General features: G+C 37.7%; 14 protein-coding genes and 1 tRNA gene. 14 read left to right on the top strand and 1 reads right to left on the bottom strand.

Annotated features, from left to right (window positions below; translation table 11 throughout):
* The first annotated feature begins 209 nt into the window (after window positions 1-209).
* The 9 genes from mfd (at window position 210) to BUB45_RS15030 (ending at window position 10,277) form a co-directional block, all read left to right on the top strand.
* A complete protein-coding gene (mfd, locus tag BUB45_RS15070) occupies window positions 210-3,734 on the top strand; it encodes a transcription-repair coupling factor (protein WP_073011490.1) in 3,525 nt (1,174 codons plus the stop codon).
* A 127-nt stretch (window positions 3,735-3,861) separates the two neighbouring features.
* Window positions 3,862-4,398 (top strand): stage V sporulation protein T, encoded by a 537-nt coding sequence (gene spoVT / locus BUB45_RS15065; protein WP_073011488.1) that lies wholly within the window; start codon window positions 3,862-3,864, stop codon window positions 4,396-4,398.
* A 467-nt stretch (window positions 4,399-4,865) separates the two neighbouring features.
* Window positions 4,866-6,452, top strand: a complete 1,587-nt coding sequence (locus BUB45_RS15060) for a putative polysaccharide biosynthesis protein (RefSeq protein WP_073011486.1) — start codon at window positions 4,866-4,868, stop codon at window positions 6,450-6,452.
* Window positions 6,453-6,730: 278 nt separating this feature from the next.
* Entirely contained in the window at window positions 6,731-8,173 is a 1,443-nt protein-coding gene (gene yabN / locus BUB45_RS15055) for a bifunctional methyltransferase/pyrophosphohydrolase YabN (protein ID WP_073011483.1), read from the top strand.
* 4 nt (window positions 8,174-8,177) lie between these two features.
* Window positions 8,178-8,438 (top strand): RNA-binding S4 domain-containing protein, encoded by a 261-nt coding sequence (locus tag BUB45_RS15050; protein ID WP_073011480.1) that lies wholly within the window; start codon window positions 8,178-8,180, stop codon window positions 8,436-8,438.
* Window positions 8,439-8,499: 61 nt separating this feature from the next.
* Window positions 8,500-8,799, top strand: a complete 300-nt coding sequence (yabP, locus tag BUB45_RS15045) for a sporulation protein YabP (protein WP_073011477.1) — start codon at window positions 8,500-8,502, stop codon at window positions 8,797-8,799.
* Window positions 8,796-9,395 carry a spore cortex biosynthesis protein YabQ gene (gene yabQ, locus BUB45_RS15040; protein ID WP_073011474.1) on the top strand — a complete coding sequence of 200 codons (600 nt, stop codon included), beginning with the start codon at window positions 8,796-8,798 and terminating at the stop codon, window positions 9,393-9,395. The genes yabP and yabQ overlap by 4 nt, the downstream gene beginning before the upstream one ends.
* Window positions 9,396-9,401: 6 nt before the next feature.
* Window positions 9,402-9,782, top strand: coding sequence for an FtsB family cell division protein (locus BUB45_RS15035; protein WP_121641177.1), 381 nt, complete (start codon window positions 9,402-9,404; stop codon window positions 9,780-9,782).
* A 105-nt stretch (window positions 9,783-9,887) separates the two neighbouring features.
* The gene (locus BUB45_RS15030; RefSeq protein WP_073011472.1) at window positions 9,888-10,277 is read left to right on the top strand and encodes a S1 domain-containing RNA-binding protein; all 390 of its coding nucleotides are present in this window, start codon (window positions 9,888-9,890) and stop codon (window positions 10,275-10,277) included.
* A gap of 423 nt (window positions 10,278-10,700) precedes the next feature.
* Here the strand turns inward: BUB45_RS15030 and BUB45_RS15025 are convergent.
* Window positions 10,701-10,774, bottom strand: a tRNA-Met gene (locus BUB45_RS15025).
* Between the two features lie 360 nt (window positions 10,775-11,134).
* On the opposite strand from BUB45_RS15025, the gene spoIIE reads away from it, so the two are divergent.
* The 5 genes from spoIIE to hpt all read left to right on the top strand — a co-directional run bounded on the left by spoIIE (window position 11,135) and on the right by hpt (window position 17,411).
* Window positions 11,135-13,585, top strand: a complete 2,451-nt coding sequence (spoIIE, locus tag BUB45_RS15020) for a stage II sporulation protein E (RefSeq protein WP_073011469.1) — start codon at window positions 11,135-11,137, stop codon at window positions 13,583-13,585.
* Between the two features lie 162 nt (window positions 13,586-13,747).
* Window positions 13,748-14,485 (top strand): VWA domain-containing protein, encoded by a 738-nt coding sequence (locus BUB45_RS15015; RefSeq protein ID WP_073011467.1) that lies wholly within the window; start codon window positions 13,748-13,750, stop codon window positions 14,483-14,485.
* On the top strand, window positions 14,451-15,395 hold the full coding sequence (locus BUB45_RS15010; RefSeq protein WP_073011464.1) for a protein kinase domain-containing protein: 945 nt from the start codon (window positions 14,451-14,453) through the stop codon (window positions 15,393-15,395). Before BUB45_RS15015 ends, BUB45_RS15010 begins: the two co-directional genes overlap by 35 nt.
* Window positions 15,396-15,459: 64 nt before the next feature.
* Entirely contained in the window at window positions 15,460-16,854 is a 1,395-nt protein-coding gene (tilS, locus tag BUB45_RS15005) for a tRNA lysidine(34) synthetase TilS (RefSeq protein WP_073011719.1), read from the top strand.
* Window positions 16,855-16,868: 14 nt separating this feature from the next.
* Window positions 16,869-17,411, top strand: a complete 543-nt coding sequence (gene hpt / locus BUB45_RS15000; RefSeq protein ID WP_073011461.1) for a hypoxanthine phosphoribosyltransferase — start codon at window positions 16,869-16,871, stop codon at window positions 17,409-17,411.
* Window positions 17,412-17,638: the final 227 nt, after the last annotated feature.

The following is a 17,638-nucleotide window of genomic DNA, read 5'->3' as shown; positions in this document are numbered from 1 at the left end:
TATCCAATTTGGCGGTAAGCTAAGTTTTTCTAACACATAGGAAGTATAAAATTTTAAAGGTTTATAGTATAAGAAAAACTAAGGCTTTCCTCTATAAGACTTCGCGGCAAGCCAAGTTTTTCTGAAAATGAAGGGCAAGCATACGAACTAGAAAATTCTTCGGGGTACGAGATTCGTTGCATGGATCCTATGTAAGTGGAGGTTTAGGAATGAAAGGAATACAAAAATATTTATACAATAAAGAAGATATACAATCCATTATTAATGGCGTGCTAGCAGGAATGGATGAACAACTTGTAGCAGGATTATCTGGTTCAGCTAGAGGCTTACTTGTATCTGTTATTCGAGGTGAGATGAAGAAGCCGATTTTGTTAGTCACCCACCAACTTGTGCAAGCACAGCAACTATACGATGATTTGGTTGGTATTGTGGGAGAGGAAGATGTTCATCTATATCCTGTTAATGAACTGATTGCTTCAGAAATCGCTATTGCAAGTCCAGAGTTGCGCAGCCAGCGGATTGACTCTTTAACTGCTTGGTCACAAAATAAATCAGGGATTTTAATAGCTCCAGTATCTGCCCTAAAACGAATACTTCCTCCTCCAGCGTATTGGCAAACATATCAACTAGCATTTAAATATGGAGAAGAAATTGATGTGAATCATTATTTAACAAATTTAATAGATATGGGATATGATCGCGCTTCCATGGTTACAACACCAGGTGAGTTTAGTAAACGTGGTGGAATTATTGATATATATCCTATTACCGAAAAGCATCCGATTCGAATTGAGCTATTTGATGAGGAAATTGACTCTATTCGCTATTTTGATGCTGAAACTCAACGTTCATTAGATAAGCTGGAGGAAGTTACGATTGGGCCAGCAACAGAATTGCTATTAACAGAGTCCGATCTTCATATGGCTGGGGAGCGTTTGGAGGAAGCGCTTGCCGATACGTTGAAAACGTTAAAGACACAAGAAGCAAAAGCAACATTGACAGAGGTAGTGCAACGAGACATAGATCGCTTAAAAAATCTCGAGCGCTTTCCTGAGATGTATAAATACATTGGTTATTTATATTCAAATCCTGTTAGTTTACTAGATTACTTGCCAGGTGATGGCCAAATAATTATTGATGAAATGAGCCGAATACAAGAGACTGCATTACATTTGGATATAGAAGAGGGCGATTGGTACAGTAATTTGCTAGCCAATAACCAAATGGTTAGAAATAGTTCTTTTTCATTTGATTGGCATGCTATATGGGAGCGTATGAAACAGCCGCGTATCTATATGTCTGTATTTTTACGCCATATTCCTAATACACAACCACAAAATATTGTTAATTTATCTTCAAGACCGATGCAAGAATTCCATGGTCAAATGCACTTATTTAAAAATGAATTACTCCGCTGGGATAAGGGGGACTATTCTGTTATTGTTTTAGCTCCAGATAAAGAGCGAGCGGAAAGAATTCACTCTATATTTATGGATTATGATATCGATTTTGGCATTACAGAAGATATACAGCTTCCTGTTGATAAACCAACGATTGCGGTAGGGAATATTTCAAGTGGCATAGAATTGCCGATGCACAGGCTTGTGTTAGTGACTGAGCAAGAACTATTTAAAAAACGTACAAAACGATCGAGAAAGCAACAAAAAATCTCGAATGCCGAACGAATTAAGGATTATCAAGAATTAAAAGTAGGCGATTATGTTGTACATACAAATCATGGGGTCGGAAAATACCTCGGTATAGAAACTTTAAAAGTGAATGATCTGCATAAGGATTATTTGCTAATTAAATATTCCGGCGATGATAAGCTATTTGTACCTATTGACCAAATTGACCAAGTGCAGAAATTTGTAGGGTCAGAAGGAAAAGAACCGAAGCTCTATAAGCTAGGTGGAAGTGAATGGAAAAAAGTAAAACGGAAAGTGCAATCATCTGTAGAGGATATTGCAGATGATCTCATTAAGCTCTATGCTGAAAGGGAAGCAAGAAAAGGGTACGCATTTTCTGAAGATACAGAAATGCAACGCGAATTTGAAGCATTGTTTCCTTATCAAGAAACAGAGGATCAATTACGTTGTATTCAAGAAATTAAACAAGATATGGAAAGAGAGCGTCCAATGGATCGTCTTCTTTGTGGAGATGTTGGCTACGGAAAAACAGAGGTAGCTATTCGCGCAGCGTTTAAGGCAATTGCCGATGGAAAACAAGTTGCGTTATTAGTTCCGACGACGATTCTAGCACAGCAACATTTTGAAACAATACGAGAAAGGTTCCAAGATTATCCAATTACCATCGGTTTATTAAGTAGATTTCGAACGAGGAAGCAGCAAAAGGAAACGCTAGATGGATTAAGAAAAGGAACTGTTGATATCGTTATTGGTACACATCGTATTTTATCTAAAGATGTTCAGTACCATGATTTAGGTTTATTAATTGTTGACGAAGAGCAACGCTTTGGAGTAAAGCATAAGGAAAAAATTAAGCAGCTAAAATCGAATGTAGATGTACTCACGTTAACGGCAACACCTATTCCACGAACATTGCATATGTCTATGCTTGGTGTGCGGGATCTTTCTGTAATTGAAACGCCACCAGAAAATCGTTTTCCAATTCAAACCTATGTAATGGAGTATAACCCAATATTTGTTCGAGAGGCTATAGAGCGTGAAATGGCTCGAGGAGGCCAAGTGTTTTTTCTACATAACCGTGTAGAAAATATTGAAGAGATAGCCAGAGAGCTAAGTTCTCATATTGATGCTAGGATAGCGGTTGCGCATGGTCAAATGAATGAATCGGAGTTGGAGAATGTTATTTTTTCCTTTTTAGAAGGAGAATTTGATGTCCTTGTAAGTACGACGATTATTGAAACGGGCGTTGATATTCCAAATGTGAATACCTTAATTGTAAACAATGCGGACCGTATGGGACTAAGTCAATTGTATCAATTGCGTGGCCGTGTAGGGCGTTCCAATCGCGTTGCTTATGCGTACTTTACGTATCGAAAAGATAAAGTGCTTACCGAAGTTGCTGAAAAACGTCTACAAGCAATTAAAGAATTTACAGAATTAGGTTCTGGATTTAAAATCGCTATGCGTGATTTATCCATTCGAGGAGCGGGTAATCTGCTTGGTGCTCAACAGCATGGATTTATCGATTCGGTCGGTTTTGACATGTATTCACAAATGCTCAAAGAGGCGATTGATGCTCGCAAAGAAGGCAAAGATATAAGTGATGTAAAGCCATTTGATCCAGAATTGACACTAGTAATCGATGCGTATATTCCAGATGAATATATCCCAGATGAAAAGCAAAAAGTAGACATTTATAAACAATTCCAATCCATGGAGACGACCGAAGATAAACAAGATTTACATGACGAATTAATTGATCGATTTGGTGACTATCCAGAAGAGGTAACTAATTTATTTACCGTATCTACGTTGAAAATGCTAGCAAAGCGTGAGCGGGTCCGTTCTATAAGTGAGAGTGAGAAAAACAAAAAAATTGAAGTGCTCGTTGATGAAGAGCGTAGTCAACAAATTGATGGCGCAAAAGTATTCGAAAGGGCAAATGCATATGGACGAGATATCCAACTGGGAACCGAAAGCAGTAAATTAAAAATTGTATTTAAATATACCAATACGACGAAGCAGCAATGCTATAAAAATGTGGAAACGTTTATCGATAATTTAAAATATGCCAATCGGAGTTAGTAAAAATTAGTATTGTATGTATAGTTATCCTGTTTTGCCTCATACTAAAACCACAGAAGATGATTTTCACACGAATATTTGTGTGAAAAGCAGAGTCAATCACCATAAGAAAGTGAGGCAACAAAGTATGAAAGCAACAGGAATTGTGCGACGTATTGATGATCTTGGGAGAGTTGTTATACCTAAAGAAATAAGGAGAACGTTACGCATTAGAGAGGGCGATCCGCTAGAAATATACGTGGACCGTGAAGGAGAAGTAATTTTAAAAAAATATTCTCCAATTAGTGAGCTAGGTCAATTTGCTAAAGAATATGCAGAAGCGTTGTTTGATTCTTTGCATACCCCTGTTATCATATCCGATCGAGATGAGGTTATTGCAGTAGCAGGAGAATCAAAAAAAGAGTACTTAAACAAAAACATCGGATCCCCTCTAACTAGTATCATTGAAGGTAGACAACAAGTCTTGGAAAAAGAAGCAAAATCATTAGAAATTGTTGATGGGCATGAAGAAGACTTGATATCCTATTGTATTAGTCCAATTATTGCAAATGGCGATGCAATTGGATCCGTAGTGATTTTTGCTAAAGAAGGTGAAAGCTTTTCAGCTGTTCAACAAAAATCAGCAGAGACAGCGGCAAGCTTTCTAGCCAAGCAAATGGAATAATGTAATCTACTTCATAAGTGTGTCTGTTCAAAAAGGAAGTAAAAAGAGCTTAATTTGGCCGAGATCGCAACATCTTTGCATAAAACCTTCCTTTTTCAAGGGACTGGAAAACGGACCAACGAAGAAATTTGGTGTGTCATTATTACTGAACTTTTTGAACAACCGCTATAAGACGATAAACGAAAGTCCGAACTATATTTGATATTCTCTCCATAGAATTTCGAATTGGTTCGGCTTTTTCTTATATTACAGGAAATTATAAAGCTTTAAGATCTATCGTATAAGAAAACTACAGCTTTCACTTTAAAGATTTTGGCGTTTTTTATACGGCAAAAAATATCACCCTCTTGCTATGTAAGAACTATGCTATAATGAACCATATATTGTGGTATCAAAAAAACATATTCGCGCTCGGGCAATTATTATGAAGGATCCTTTAAGAACCATGTTGTAAAAGGAAGTTTTACATGAATAGAAATGAAACAAATCAGCTTGTAAAAGGGGCGTTATTGTTAACAATGGTTGGCGTAATCAGTAAGCTATTAAGTGCCGGCTATCGTATCCCTTTGCAAAATGTAACTGGAGACATGGGCATTTATGTCTATCAACAGATCTACCCTGTCCTAGGAATTGGATTAATGTTAGCTTTATACGGATTTCCATCGGCGATAGCAAAGCTAGCAGCGGAAGAACAATCCCATGCTCAAAAATTGTCTTTAACAAGCTTTTATTTCCCCATTTTCCTGATACTCTGTATGCTTAACGGAAGTTTAGCGCTATTTATTTATATGAATGCACCATATATTACAGGGTGGATTGGTGATGAACGTCTTACAGAGATATATTATTTAGGTGCGTTAACATTTTTATTTATACCAGTAACGGCATTGTTACGTGGTACTTTTCAAGGGAATTTCGTGATGAAACCTACTGCTTTTTCTCAACTAGCTGAACAGCTGTTTCGGGTAACGATTATCATTACTTCAGCAATCGTCATTGCCGAAAGTGGAAAGCCTATTTATACAATAGGAAGGGCTGCTGTTTTTGCCTCCATAATCGGGTTAATTGTTGCGACTATTGTTTTAGCTGGTTTCTTTTGGCGTGATAAGCCATTTCATATAGAAAAGCGACCTTATTCCATGCGTCATTATGTACATACGATTATTACTATTGGTATTGTTGCTACGTTAAACCATATGGTGTTACTTTTATTACAGTTTGCTGATACATTTACGTTATTTCCGAGTCTTTTGAATGGTGGTTATTCTCAGCTCATGGCAATGGAGGCTAAAGGTGTGTTTGATCGAGGGCAACCGCTTATTCAGATTGGTACGGTCCTTGGATCATCGTTTGCATTGGCTCTAATGCCATCTGTTTCGAAGAGAAAATTAACGGAACAGCCGCAAATCTTTTACCCTTATATTCGTGGGGCGATGCTATTTAGCATTTATTTAGCAACAGGTGCGACAGTCGGGCTAATAGCTATTTTTCCTGAAGTAAATCAAGCTCTGTTTCAAGATCAACAAGGCAATGCTGCGCTACGTCTGTTAATGGTTGCGGTTTTATTAAGCTCACTTGCTATTACGGCTGCAGCTATTTTACAAGGATTAGGATATATAAAACGTATTGCTTTACTTATATTACTAGCATGTTTCATGAAATGGATTGGCAATCAATGGTTTGTCCCATCAATGGGCATATTTGGCAGTTCCTTTGCTACAGTGCTCGCTTTACTCGTGTTTAGTGTAATTGCTTTAACAGAATTACGGCGAAAATTACCATTATTACAACTTTTAAGAAACGTACAATGGAAGGCGTTGCTACTTGCTACTTTCGTTATGGTTAGTTATTTATGGATAGTAAAATGGGTAGTGCATCCTTGGCTTCCGCCCACAAGAGTGGCATCGTTTCTATTTGTCGGTTTTCTATCTATTACAGGCGCTACTGTATATGGGTATTGCTTAATAAGACTAAAAGCTTTTACGGAACAACAATTGCAAATGCTCCCATCGCGACTTTCTTTACGGTTCATTCGCAAGCAGCGTTATCGATAAAGGTAGAGAAATGATGAAGTTTATCCATTACCATAGAGGTTTTATCAAATTTTTGCTTTAAAATAAGAAAAGACGAGCTGAACAAGTTTACATGAGGTAACTGCATTTAAATAAATTTGCAACACAAAATTTCAGGATTTACTCGTCTAAGCAAAACGACGTCTATAAAAGGATGGCGGCAAGCCCAAGTTTTTTCTAAGCTAAGGCTACGAACTAGTTTCAGGGGAAACAACTCTCATTCAATAAAAATTCACTTTATAACTCAGGAGGAGCTAGCTATGAACAAAATCGAAATTATTGGTCTTGGTGCAGGAGACTTGGATCAGTTACCTTTAGGTATTTATAAAAAGCTTTGTGATTTAAACAAGTCCGTACACGTCCGCACGCTGGATCATCCTGTTGTTCAAGCATTGCAAGCAGAAGGTGTGAGCTTCCATTCTTTTGATACAATTTATGAGGAAGAAGAACAGTTTACTCATGTATACCATCGTATTGCTGCAATTATTTTAGAAAAAGCGAAAATAGAACAGGTTATCTATGCTGTGCCTGGACATCCTATGCTTGCGGAAAAGACCGTACAAATTTTGCTGGATTCCGAATGTGAGGTAGAAATTATTGGCGGAAGCAGTTATTTAGATGATCTATTTACCGCATTAAAAATAGATCCTATTGACGGATTTCAATTTCTTGATGCAACATCTTTCAAGCGTCAAGATGTAAACTACCACAATCACCTCGTGTTTTCGCAAGTGTATGACCAAATGATTGCTTCTGAAGTAAAATTGACATTGTTAGAGGACTTACCTGCAGACTATCCAATTACCATTATTGATGCAGTAGGAAGCGTTCGGGAAAAAATAGTAGAAGTTCCTTTAGAAGAATTAGATCGCACTTTTGATGTTAGTAATTTAACAAGTATCTATGTCCCACCCGCACCGGAACATTTATTACATCATACGTTTACAAATTTACGCCAAGTGATTCATACGTTAAGAGGTCCTGGTGGATGCCCGTGGGATCAGAAGCAGACACATGAGAGCCTGCGAGAATATGCTATTGAAGAAGTGTATGAGCTTATTGACGCGATTGACCAACAAGATGATGAAGGGATTATTGAAGAATTAGGAGACGTACTGCTACAAGTTATGCTACACAGTCAAATTGGGGAAGATGAAGGTTATTTTACGATAGATGATGTCATTCAAAACCTCACGGAAAAAATGATTTATCGTCATCCACATGTCTTTCAAAATGAATCTGTTTCCAATGCAGATGAAGTCGTAAAGAATTGGGAGCAATTAAAAAAGGCTGAAAAAGGAGAGACAAGAGTGTCTGCATTAGATGGTATTGCAAAGCATTTACCATCACTTGCACGGGCGTATCAATTACAAAAAAGAGCAGCAAAAGTAGGGTTTGATTGGCACTCTTTACAAGGTGTCTATGATAAATTACAAGAGGAACTAGAAGAATTTAAGGTAGCTATACAAAAAGGGAGAGCACATGAACAAGAAAAGGAGTTTGGCGATATTTTATTTGTCCTAGCGAATATAGCAAGGTATTATAAAATAAACCCAGAAGTAGCCTTACATCATACGAATGAAAAATTTATTTTGCGTTTTTCCTATATGGAACAAGCATTGAAAAAGCGTCAGCGTTCCATTCAAGAAGTAACTTTAGAAGAGATGAATGGATTATGGGAAGAGGCGAAAGAAAAGGAGTAGAACAATGCGTCTAGACAAATTTTTAAAAGTATCTCGTTTAATTAAGCGTCGTACGTTAGCCAAGGAAGTAGCTGATCAAGGTAGGATTACGGTAAATGGTAATCAATCTAAAGCGGCTACGACATTAACGGTAGGCGATGAGCTTGTTATTCGCTTTGGGCAAAAGGTAGTTACACTGCGTATCGATAATTTACGAGAAACAGTGAAAAAAGAGGAAGCCCAATCCATGTATACTATTATAAAAGAAGAAAAAATAACGAATTAAAAAGTTCTATACTTGTCCCTCCTATCATAAACTACTATGGATAAGGAGGGTGTTTTTTGCGATGAACTATTATGAGAATAAAGAGCATATACCACGTGTTACTACAGATCATACGGTAAAAATGAATAATCGTAAAAATTTGGAAATTACAGGTGTAAAAGAAGTGGATAGCTTTGATAATGAAGAATTTTTACTGGAAACAGTAATGGGTTATTTAATTATACGTGGGCAAAATTTACAACTGAAAAATTTAGATGTGAATGACGGTTCTGTTGTTATCAAAGGGAAAATTTACGAGCTTTCTTATATTGATGAACAGCAGGAGAAGGCTAAAGGCTTCTTTAGCAAGTTATTTAAATGAGTTTAAGTACGCAGCTTGTAACAATGCTATCTATGATTGCAGGCGGCTTGTCTACGGGTGTCATGCTAGACACATTTCGTAGGTTCTCTCCTTATTGGAGAAATAGGAAGATCATGATTTATGTAATGGAAGTAGGTTTTTGGACTTCACAAACATTATTACTTTTTTATATTTTATTTTTGGTTAATGGTGGAGAGATAAGGTTATATATTGTACTAGCATGTCTACTAGGCTTTTCGATGTATCAAGCGATACTCTCCTATTATTATAAAAAGTTACTAGAGCATTTCATACGAATTGCGCTCTCTATCTACCGCTTTTTTTCACGACTTATACAAGTCTTCATTATTTCGCCGATAAAAGGAATTGTAATGGTTATTTATACAATATTTATATGGGTTTTAAAACTGTTTCTCTCTCTGCTGCTTTTCGTTTTAACGGTGATTGTAACACCAATCCAATGGTTGCTACGAGGATTCTACCAGTTGCTACCTAAAAAAGTTCAAGGAATTCTATTACAAATAGCAGGATTTTATAGTACAATAAAGAATAACTTAAGTAAGGTTTGGGAGAACATTCGCTGGAAGAGGAGGTAATAGGTATTGACTACAGGTAAACAAAGCGTAAGAAAACTGGATTCGAATTACATGCAACAATACGATGCCTACGTAGAAAGGCAGAATCGAAAAAAGCGACGTTTAATTCGACGTTTGGTGTTATTTGGAGTTATTACTCTCGTTATTCTTGGCGGTATGACTACATATCATATCCAGCAGCGCTCTCTTCATGCGGAAAAGACAGACGAATATGAAAATCTACAAGCAGAATTGGCGGATTTGAAAAAAGAACAAAAAAATCTGAAACAAGAAACAGAGCGTTTAAAAAATGAGGATTATGTACTAGAAATAGCGAGAACTAACTATTTCCTATCTAAAGAGGGCGAATTAATTTTTAAAGTTCCTGATAAAGAACCATCTTATTGACACACTTTCGTCAGCTTGGCTATAATATAATAGTAAGCTGATGATACATCATCGGTGGTTACTATTATTAGTTTCCTAAAAATTCTAAGGAGGAGCATTTTTTTTATGTCAATTGAAGTAGGCAGCAAGCTGCAGGGTAAGGTAACTGGTATCACTAATTTTGGAGCCTTTGTAGAAATCGAAAAAGGAACAACCGGACTTGTTCATATTAGTGAGGTTGCCGACAACTATGTGAAAGACATTAATGAACATCTTTCTGTTGGCGATGAAGTAAAGGTGAAAGTCATTAACGTAGAGAAAGACGGAAAAATTGGTCTATCGATTAAAAAAGCGGTAGATAAGCCAAAACCAAAACGTCAACGAGATAACCGTGAACGGGTTGAATCTTTTGAGTCAAAAATGAATCGTTTTTTAAAAGACTCTGAAGATCGCCTTGCCTCTTTGAAGAAGCACACGGAATCCAAACGCGGGGGTCGAGGTGCTAAAAGGGGATAGCAGTTGCTGTCTAAAAAAGATAATGCTCTATAAATAAAACTTATTCTGAATGCGTACCTTAAGTGAAAAGTGGAATACACGGCGCCTTTTGTTACCTGTTATTAGTTGTCGAAAAAGGCGCTTTTGCTATACAAAAAACAGAGATTAACATGAAGTTAATCTCTGTTTTTTTATCGTCTAGGAAATTATAAAATGTTGTAGCTGTGGATAAGCTTACTAAGTTATTTAGCCACATTCGGCGCAAGCGCCCAGCAACGGGGCGAGTTCACGAACCGCCTTGCGATAAGTCATCATTGGTTCGTGCAACACGTCTCGCCATGATTTCTAAAATTTTAGTTGCTTCGTTTCACTCGCTACGTTGCTAAACGGGCGCCCGATCCTTTGTTCTCGTTTTGGTATTTGTTACATCATTATTATTTTTAATGGCGGTAGAGGGGATCGAACCCCCGACCTCACGGGTATGAACCGTACGCTCTCGCCAGCTGAGCTACACCGCCAAATAAGTCAACATGAAATATAATACAGCAGGTTCGCCTCTCTGTCAACTCCTTTTTTGTTTTTTATCCTTTCTTTGTGTAACCATCTTATCTCCTATATTTTCGCACATATTTTTCAAATTGTTACAAGAAGGGAGATGCTGTGAATACTTGCTCTTGTCTTACGAAAAAGGATGCCTCCTCCATTACTCATGAATAAAAGCAAACGAAACGGTTGCATTCTTCCCAACGTTTGTTCGTGTTGAATCCTGTTTAAACCGTAAAAAGTAGTCGAACGATTTTTTTACAAGCTCTGAAGTTTTGACAAAAACAGTTCGCATATTGTGGTTAAATATGATTTACAGAGAGGGAGTGGTGGTTATGATGGAGTCAATGTCAAGGTTACAGCCCAAAGCACTAATAGCTCAACATGCAAGTCAGTGGGACAAGCTGAGAAGTCTCCTTTATGCAAAGTTGAAAATGGTTTTAGTGGATAGAGGCTGGTTATTTTACATGATTGGATTTTTATTAGGCCGGGCAGTCATTTTATCAGCTGTTTCGCCATTTGCGGTAGCTTTCTTAGCGACGATGTGGCTTGTCTATAAGGAAAAAGCAGCTAAAGCTATGATAGCGGTCCTAATAGGTGCTTTGAGCTATTCTGTAGACCATGGAATTTTTACCGCTTTAGGGTTATTTGTTTTTCTATTTTTAGCAGGACTATTTAAACAAGCAAAAAATCAACGGTTACTCATACCGTTTTTTGTATTTCTTGCTTCAGTAAGCACACGAATTTTTCAATATTCAATAGAACAGCAGTTGGCAGCATATGAATGGATGCTTGTGTTAGTAGAAGGGGTGTTAGGGACGGTTCTCGTTTTAATATTTATGCAGAGTATGCCGTTATTATCACCAAAAAGGTATAATCCAGCGTTAAAAAACGAAGAAATTGTTTGTATGATTATTCTCCTGGCTTCCATTCTTACAGGAACGATTGGTTGGACGCTTTATGGAGCAGCTGTGGAGCAGGTACTCGCTCGTTATTTTGTACTTATTCTTGCTTTTGTTGGTGGAGCAGCTGTAGGATCGACGGTTGGAGTGGTAACAGGATTGATTTTGTCGCTTGCCAATGTTGCGAATTTATATCAAATGAGTTTATTAGCATTCTCAGGACTTTTAGGAGGATTATTAAAAGAGGGCAAAAAACCTGGTGTAGCCATTGGGTTATTTGTTGGAACGTTCTTAATTGGTATTTATGGGAATATGACAGCGCTTGTCCCTTCCATTATAGAGACGTCGATGGCAGTTGCCCTCTTTTTACTTACACCAGCAGGCTGGTTTAAAAAGCTGTCTCGGCTTATTCCAGGGACAGAGGAGTATACAAATGAACAGGAACAATATTTACAAAAAGTTCGCAACGTAACAGCTCAACGGGTGGAGCAGTTTTCTGGCGTCTTTCAAGCGTTATCGAATAGTTTTGCAAGTGCTGATTCGCATTTAGAAGATGAGCAGGAGATACGGAGAGAAACGGACTATTTTTTAAGTCAAGTTACGGAAAAATCATGTCAAAATTGTTTTATGAAAGAAAGGTGTTGGCAAAAGGAGTTTGATAAAACGTACAGCTTAATGGAATTGCTAAAGGAAGGGTTACAAGAAGGAGGGAAACCGCCAAAAACAACCATGAGAGAATTTGAAAATTTTTGCGTAAAGCCACAAAAAGTATTGGATGCTATGAAGGAAGAAGTATCGTATTTTGAAGCAAACCAAAAGTTAAAACAACAAGTATTAGAAAGCAAGAAGTTAGTCGCTGATCAATTGCAAGGGGTATCGGAGGTGATGGAAGATTTTGCGAAAGAAATTCTAAAAGAACGCGAGCACCATGAGCAACAGGAAATGCAAATTATACATGCATTAAAGCAATTAGGAATGGAATTAGAGAAACTAGAGATTTACAGTTTGGAAAAAGGCAATGTGGACATTGAAATGACATTAACATTTTACGAATATCGAGGGGAAGGTGCCAAACTAATAGCACCTGTTTTATCGGATATTTTATCGGAAGTAATCGTTGTGAAGCAAGAAGAAATTGCGCCATTTCCAAATGGTTATAGTTACTTGGCGTTTGGAACAGCGCGTGAGTTTGTAGTAGAAACAGGTGCTGCTAATGCGGCAAAAGGTGGCGGACTTATATCTGGGGATAGTTACACTACGATAGAATTAGGCGCTGGAAAGTATGCGATGGCAATTAGTGATGGCATGGGAAATGGTGCTCGTGCGCAGGAAGAAAGTGTGGAAACGTTAAGGCTGCTGCAACAAATATTGCAGACAGGTATACCTGAGAAAGTAGCCATTAAATCCATTAATTCAATTTTATCTTTACGTTCGACGGAAGAAATGTTTGCAACGCTGGATTTAGCCGTCATAGATTTGCACAATGCGTATGTACAATTTTTAAAAATTGGTTCTTCACCAAGCTTCGTGAAGCGAGGAAATGAATTATTAAAAATTGAAGCAAGCAATTTACCAATGGGAATTATCCAAGAATTCGATGTTGATATTGTTAGTGAGCAGTTGCTTCCTAATGATTTGTTAATTATGATGAGTGACGGTATTTTTGAAGGTCCTAAACATATTGAAAATACGGATATTTGGCTAAAGCGTAAAATTCGTGATATGCGCACAAATGATCCACAGGAAATAGCTGACTTGATTTTAGAAGAGGTGATTCGTACAAGAGGTGGAGAAATTGAGGATGATATGACGGTCGTTGTTGCTAAGGTAAAGAAGAATACACCTAGGTGGGCTGGAGCACCTCTTTATTCTGTATCTTCTTAGTGCCTTTACGATACAAATCTGGGGAGGAGGAAAGAAAATGCGCTTACGGCTTGCTGCTGCTTCCTAACATTGCCTTCCATCTATCATTAATCGCTAGCCATTTATGTATAGAGAAGCGGAAAGATGGCGATGATGGTACTGAAAAGTTGGGAGGTAGTTGGATTGAAAAAAGGTACTTTAAAACAAATATTACTTATTACAGATGGTTGTTCCAACAAAGGGGAGGATCCTGTTGCAGTAGCTTCAATCGCGCAACAACAAGGGATTACTGTTAATGTAATTGGCATATTAGATGATGGACATGCAGAACAAGATGAAAGTTTGCAAGAAGTAGAAGATATAGCTTTGTCTGGTGGCGGGGTTAGTCAGCTTGTTTACAAGCAATCACTGTCGCAAACTGTTCAATCCGTTACCAAGCAAGCCATGACGCAAACAATGCAGGGATTTGTTAATAAAGAATTGGAGCAAATATTAGGTAAGGGTCAATCCATGGAAGATCTTGAACCAGAAAAACGTGGAGAAATTATGGAAGTAGTAGAGGATATGGGTGAAACATGTGATTTAGAGGTGCTTGTTTTAGTTGATACAAGTGCAAGTATGTATGATAAGCTTCCTACTGTAAAAGAAGCATTAATGGATTTATCCATCAGTTTAAATGCACGAATAGGGCGAAATCGGTTTGCCATTTACCGCTTCCCTGGAAAACGAAAACAAATGGATAGGATATTAGAATGGTCTCCAGCATTAGATAGCATTTCTTCTATCTTTCCTAAATTAACAAGTGGCGGGGTTACTCCGACGGGGCCTGCTATTCGAGAAGCGATGTATCAATTTGGTAAGAAGAGCTTACGGAGGGGCTTTAAGTATGAAGATGAACAGCCAGGAATGGAAGAAGCTTGACATTGACGTTCGTCCAGGGATAAAGCTGCGCGGCAAATGGCATGGAAAAACATATCTTATTCAAAGAAAGCTTGGAGCTGGGGCCATTGGCGTTGTATATCTTTGTGTTTGTAATGGGAAGCAGGCTGCATTAAAAATTAGTGATAAACGTTCATCTATGACGGTAGAAGTAAATGTACTTAAGTCATTGGCAAAGGTCCAAGGAAATCGGCTTGGGCCTTCTTTATTAGATGTAGATGATTGGGTGTCACCACAAGGAATATGCTATTCTTTTTATGTGATGGAATATTTGCACGGAGAGCCGTTAATTAGTTACGTTCAACGAAGAGGACAAGCATGGGTTGGTGTTTTTATGCTACAACTTTTAGATGCTTTACAAGAATTGCATCAAAACGGTTGGGTGTTTGGGGATTTAAAAGCAGATAACTTGCTTGTTGTCTCCTCTCCTCCAAAAGTTCGTTGGGTTGATGTTGGTGGAACAACCCAAATAGGGAGATCCATTAAGGAGTACACGGAATTTTATGATCGTGGTTATTGGGGCTTAGGGACTAGGAAAGCGGAGGCAAGCTATGACTTATTTGCGTTTACAATGGTTTTTTTACATGTATATTATCCAAATCAATTTGCAAAAGAATCTTCTCCACAAAAACAGTTGTTTCGCAAAATTGATAGTGTAAAAGAGCTAGCACCGTATCGTATGGTTTTAAAGAAAGCGCTTGTCGGAAACTATCATACGAGTAAGCAGATGAAAAATGACTTATTAAAAATAATTTATACTACAGAACGAAAAAATATGCGTGCTCATCAACAACATGGACAGCAAACAAATTCATCCTCCTTATTTATCGATATAGGAGGCATATCCGCACTGGCAATCATTTATTATGCAGTTTCTTTGCTTTTTCAGTAACAAGTATTGTGATAGGATTACATTATACATTAAAAAAGAATTCGCGTTTGTTGGAGATGGACAAATGGAAGAAAAAGTACGACAGTTTATGAAGCGACATCAGTTATTCACGAAAGGAGCAACGATTTTAGTCGGTGTCTCTGGAGGGCCAGACTCTATGGCGTTATTGCATTGTTTAAACACGATGAAGGAAAGTTGGGGCTTCCGCGTTGTTGCCGTGACCGTTGATCATCAGCTTCGTGGGGAAGAATCATTAGCAGATGTATCTTATGTCAAACATATCTGTGAACAATGGCAAATTGAATGTGTTTCTTCGTCTGTCAATGTTCCTGCTTGGAAACAAGAAAATAAACAAGGTACACAAATAGCCGCAAGAACGTTACGCTATACTGTATTCAAGGAGCAAATGGAGAAGTTTCAGGCAGATTATTTAGCATTAGGCCACCACGGTGATGATCAAATCGAAACGATGGTGATGCGCCTTGTTCGTTCGGCTGATGTTCAAAGCTTTAAAGGGATACCTGTTAAACGTTCCTTTTCTAATGGTTGGATTGTGCGACCGCTTCTTTGTGTAACAAAAGATGATATATGGGACTATTGTCAAGCGCATCAGATTGTACCGCGCCTAGATCCTTCTAACGAAGAAACGGTATACACACGTAATTATGTCAGGCATCATATTGTACCAATGTTAAAACAAAAAAATAGTAACTTACATACAACTGTGCAACATTTAAGTGAAACATTAGCTATTGATGGCGCTTATGTTTTGCAAGAAGCAAAAAAAATGGTAGATGCTGTTGTATGTTTTGATTCAGCAAGGCGACAATTATCATTTGAAATTCATGCGTTTAAAACGTATGCATTTGCTTTACAAAGGCGTGCCTATCATCTAATATTAAACTATCTGTATGTGGATGTTCCTGACAGTTTGTCTTATGTACATGAAGAGCAATTTTTGGCATTGATTTTCCACCAAACGGGCAATGCACAGATCGATTTCCCCGCTGGACTAAAAGTAGAGAAGTCCTACGATCAAATAAGGTGTTACTTTTGTGATGACCTTTCTAGCTCATCATCATATCATAAGTTAATAATTATCCCAGGGCAAACAATTTTACCTGATGGCTCCGTGATGTATGCTGAATATGGTGAAGCGGTAACGGAACAAACGAAGTATAGCCTTACCATTCCCGTTAATCAGGTAGCACTTCCATTACATATAAGAACCCGAAAACAAGGCGATATAATGCATGTCGCGGGGTTAAACGGAAGGAAGAAAATAAAGGATATTTTTATTGATGCAAAAGTGCCTCGTCATCAACGAGCAACTTGGCCGTTAGTGACAGATAATGACGGGGAGATTCTATGGTTAGTCGGTTTGCGAAAAGCAGCCGTTGCGAAACCTCAGATGAATACCTCACAAATACAATTATATTTTCAAGATGGCAACAGGTAGGAGGAGCAGGGTATATGCATAATGATATTAAAGAAGTGTTAATATCACAGGAGGAAATTGCAAATAAGTGTAAAGAATTAGGGGAACAATTAACGAGGGAGTATGATGGCAAGTTTCCGTTAGCTATCGGTGTATTAAAAGGTGCTATGCCTTTTATGTCCGATATTTTACGCTATACAGAGACGTATTTAGAGATGGATTTTATGGATGTTTCTAGCTATGGCAAAGAAATGCGTTCTTCTGGAGAAGTAAAGATTGTTAAAGACCTTGATACAAAGGTGGAAGGACGGGATTTGCTAATTATTGAAGACATTATCGATAGCGGTTTAACTTTACGTTATTTAGTAGATTTATTTAAATATCGCAAGGCTAATTCTGTTAAAATTGTTACATTATTAGATAAGCCGACGGGAAGAACTGCGGACATCAAAGCGGATATGATTGGTTTTGAAGTGCCTAATGAATTTGTTGTAGGCTATGGGTTAGACTACCAAGAGAAATATAGAAACTTACCTTATATTGGTGTGTTAAAGCCGGAAGTATATGGTGGGGAATAAAAAACTTTACCACCAAAGTAGTTGTAGTATAGTGTAGTATAGGAAGATATAGACAAGATTACGTAGTGTACAACAATACCAAATGTTTGAATGAATTTACGAATAGGCAACCATGATGGTTTGTAGCTAGATAGCTGTTAAGTTTTTGAAAAACTTGCAGACAAATGTTTTTCTTTTCTAATCAAACGAATGAAAGAAGTTTATCGTATAAGAAACTACAAATTTTC

This window comes from Virgibacillus chiguensis, assembly GCF_900129865.1.
Taxonomy (GTDB): Bacteria; Bacillota; Bacilli; order Bacillales; family Amphibacillaceae; genus Virgibacillus; species Virgibacillus chiguensis.
This window is presented reverse-complemented; position numbering and strand designations above follow the sequence as displayed.

What these genes read in the sequence shown, in the direction of transcription:
- mfd (WP_073011490.1), top strand. Translation starts at nt 210, where the DNA reads ATGAAAGGAATACAAAAATATTTATACAATAAAGAAGATATACAATCC.
- spoVT (WP_073011488.1), top strand. Translation starts at nt 3,862, where the DNA reads ATGAAAGCAACAGGAATTGTGCGACGTATTGATGATCTTGGGAGAGTT.
- BUB45_RS15060 (WP_073011486.1), top strand. Translation starts at nt 4,866, where the DNA reads ATGAATAGAAATGAAACAAATCAGCTTGTAAAAGGGGCGTTATTGTTA.
- yabN (WP_073011483.1), top strand. Translation starts at nt 6,731, where the DNA reads ATGAACAAAATCGAAATTATTGGTCTTGGTGCAGGAGACTTGGATCAG.
- BUB45_RS15050 (WP_073011480.1), top strand. Translation starts at nt 8,178, where the DNA reads ATGCGTCTAGACAAATTTTTAAAAGTATCTCGTTTAATTAAGCGTCGT.
- yabP (WP_073011477.1), top strand. Translation starts at nt 8,500, where the DNA reads ATGAACTATTATGAGAATAAAGAGCATATACCACGTGTTACTACAGAT.
- yabQ (WP_073011474.1), top strand. Translation starts at nt 8,796, where the DNA reads ATGAGTTTAAGTACGCAGCTTGTAACAATGCTATCTATGATTGCAGGC.
- BUB45_RS15030 (WP_073011472.1), top strand. Translation starts at nt 9,888, where the DNA reads ATGTCAATTGAAGTAGGCAGCAAGCTGCAGGGTAAGGTAACTGGTATC.
- spoIIE (WP_073011469.1), top strand. Translation starts at nt 11,135, where the DNA reads ATGATGGAGTCAATGTCAAGGTTACAGCCCAAAGCACTAATAGCTCAA.
- BUB45_RS15010 (WP_073011464.1), top strand. Translation starts at nt 14,451, where the DNA reads ATGAAGATGAACAGCCAGGAATGGAAGAAGCTTGACATTGACGTTCGT.
- tilS (WP_073011719.1), top strand. Translation starts at nt 15,460, where the DNA reads ATGGAAGAAAAAGTACGACAGTTTATGAAGCGACATCAGTTATTCACG.
- hpt (WP_073011461.1), top strand. Translation starts at nt 16,869, where the DNA reads ATGCATAATGATATTAAAGAAGTGTTAATATCACAGGAGGAAATTGCA.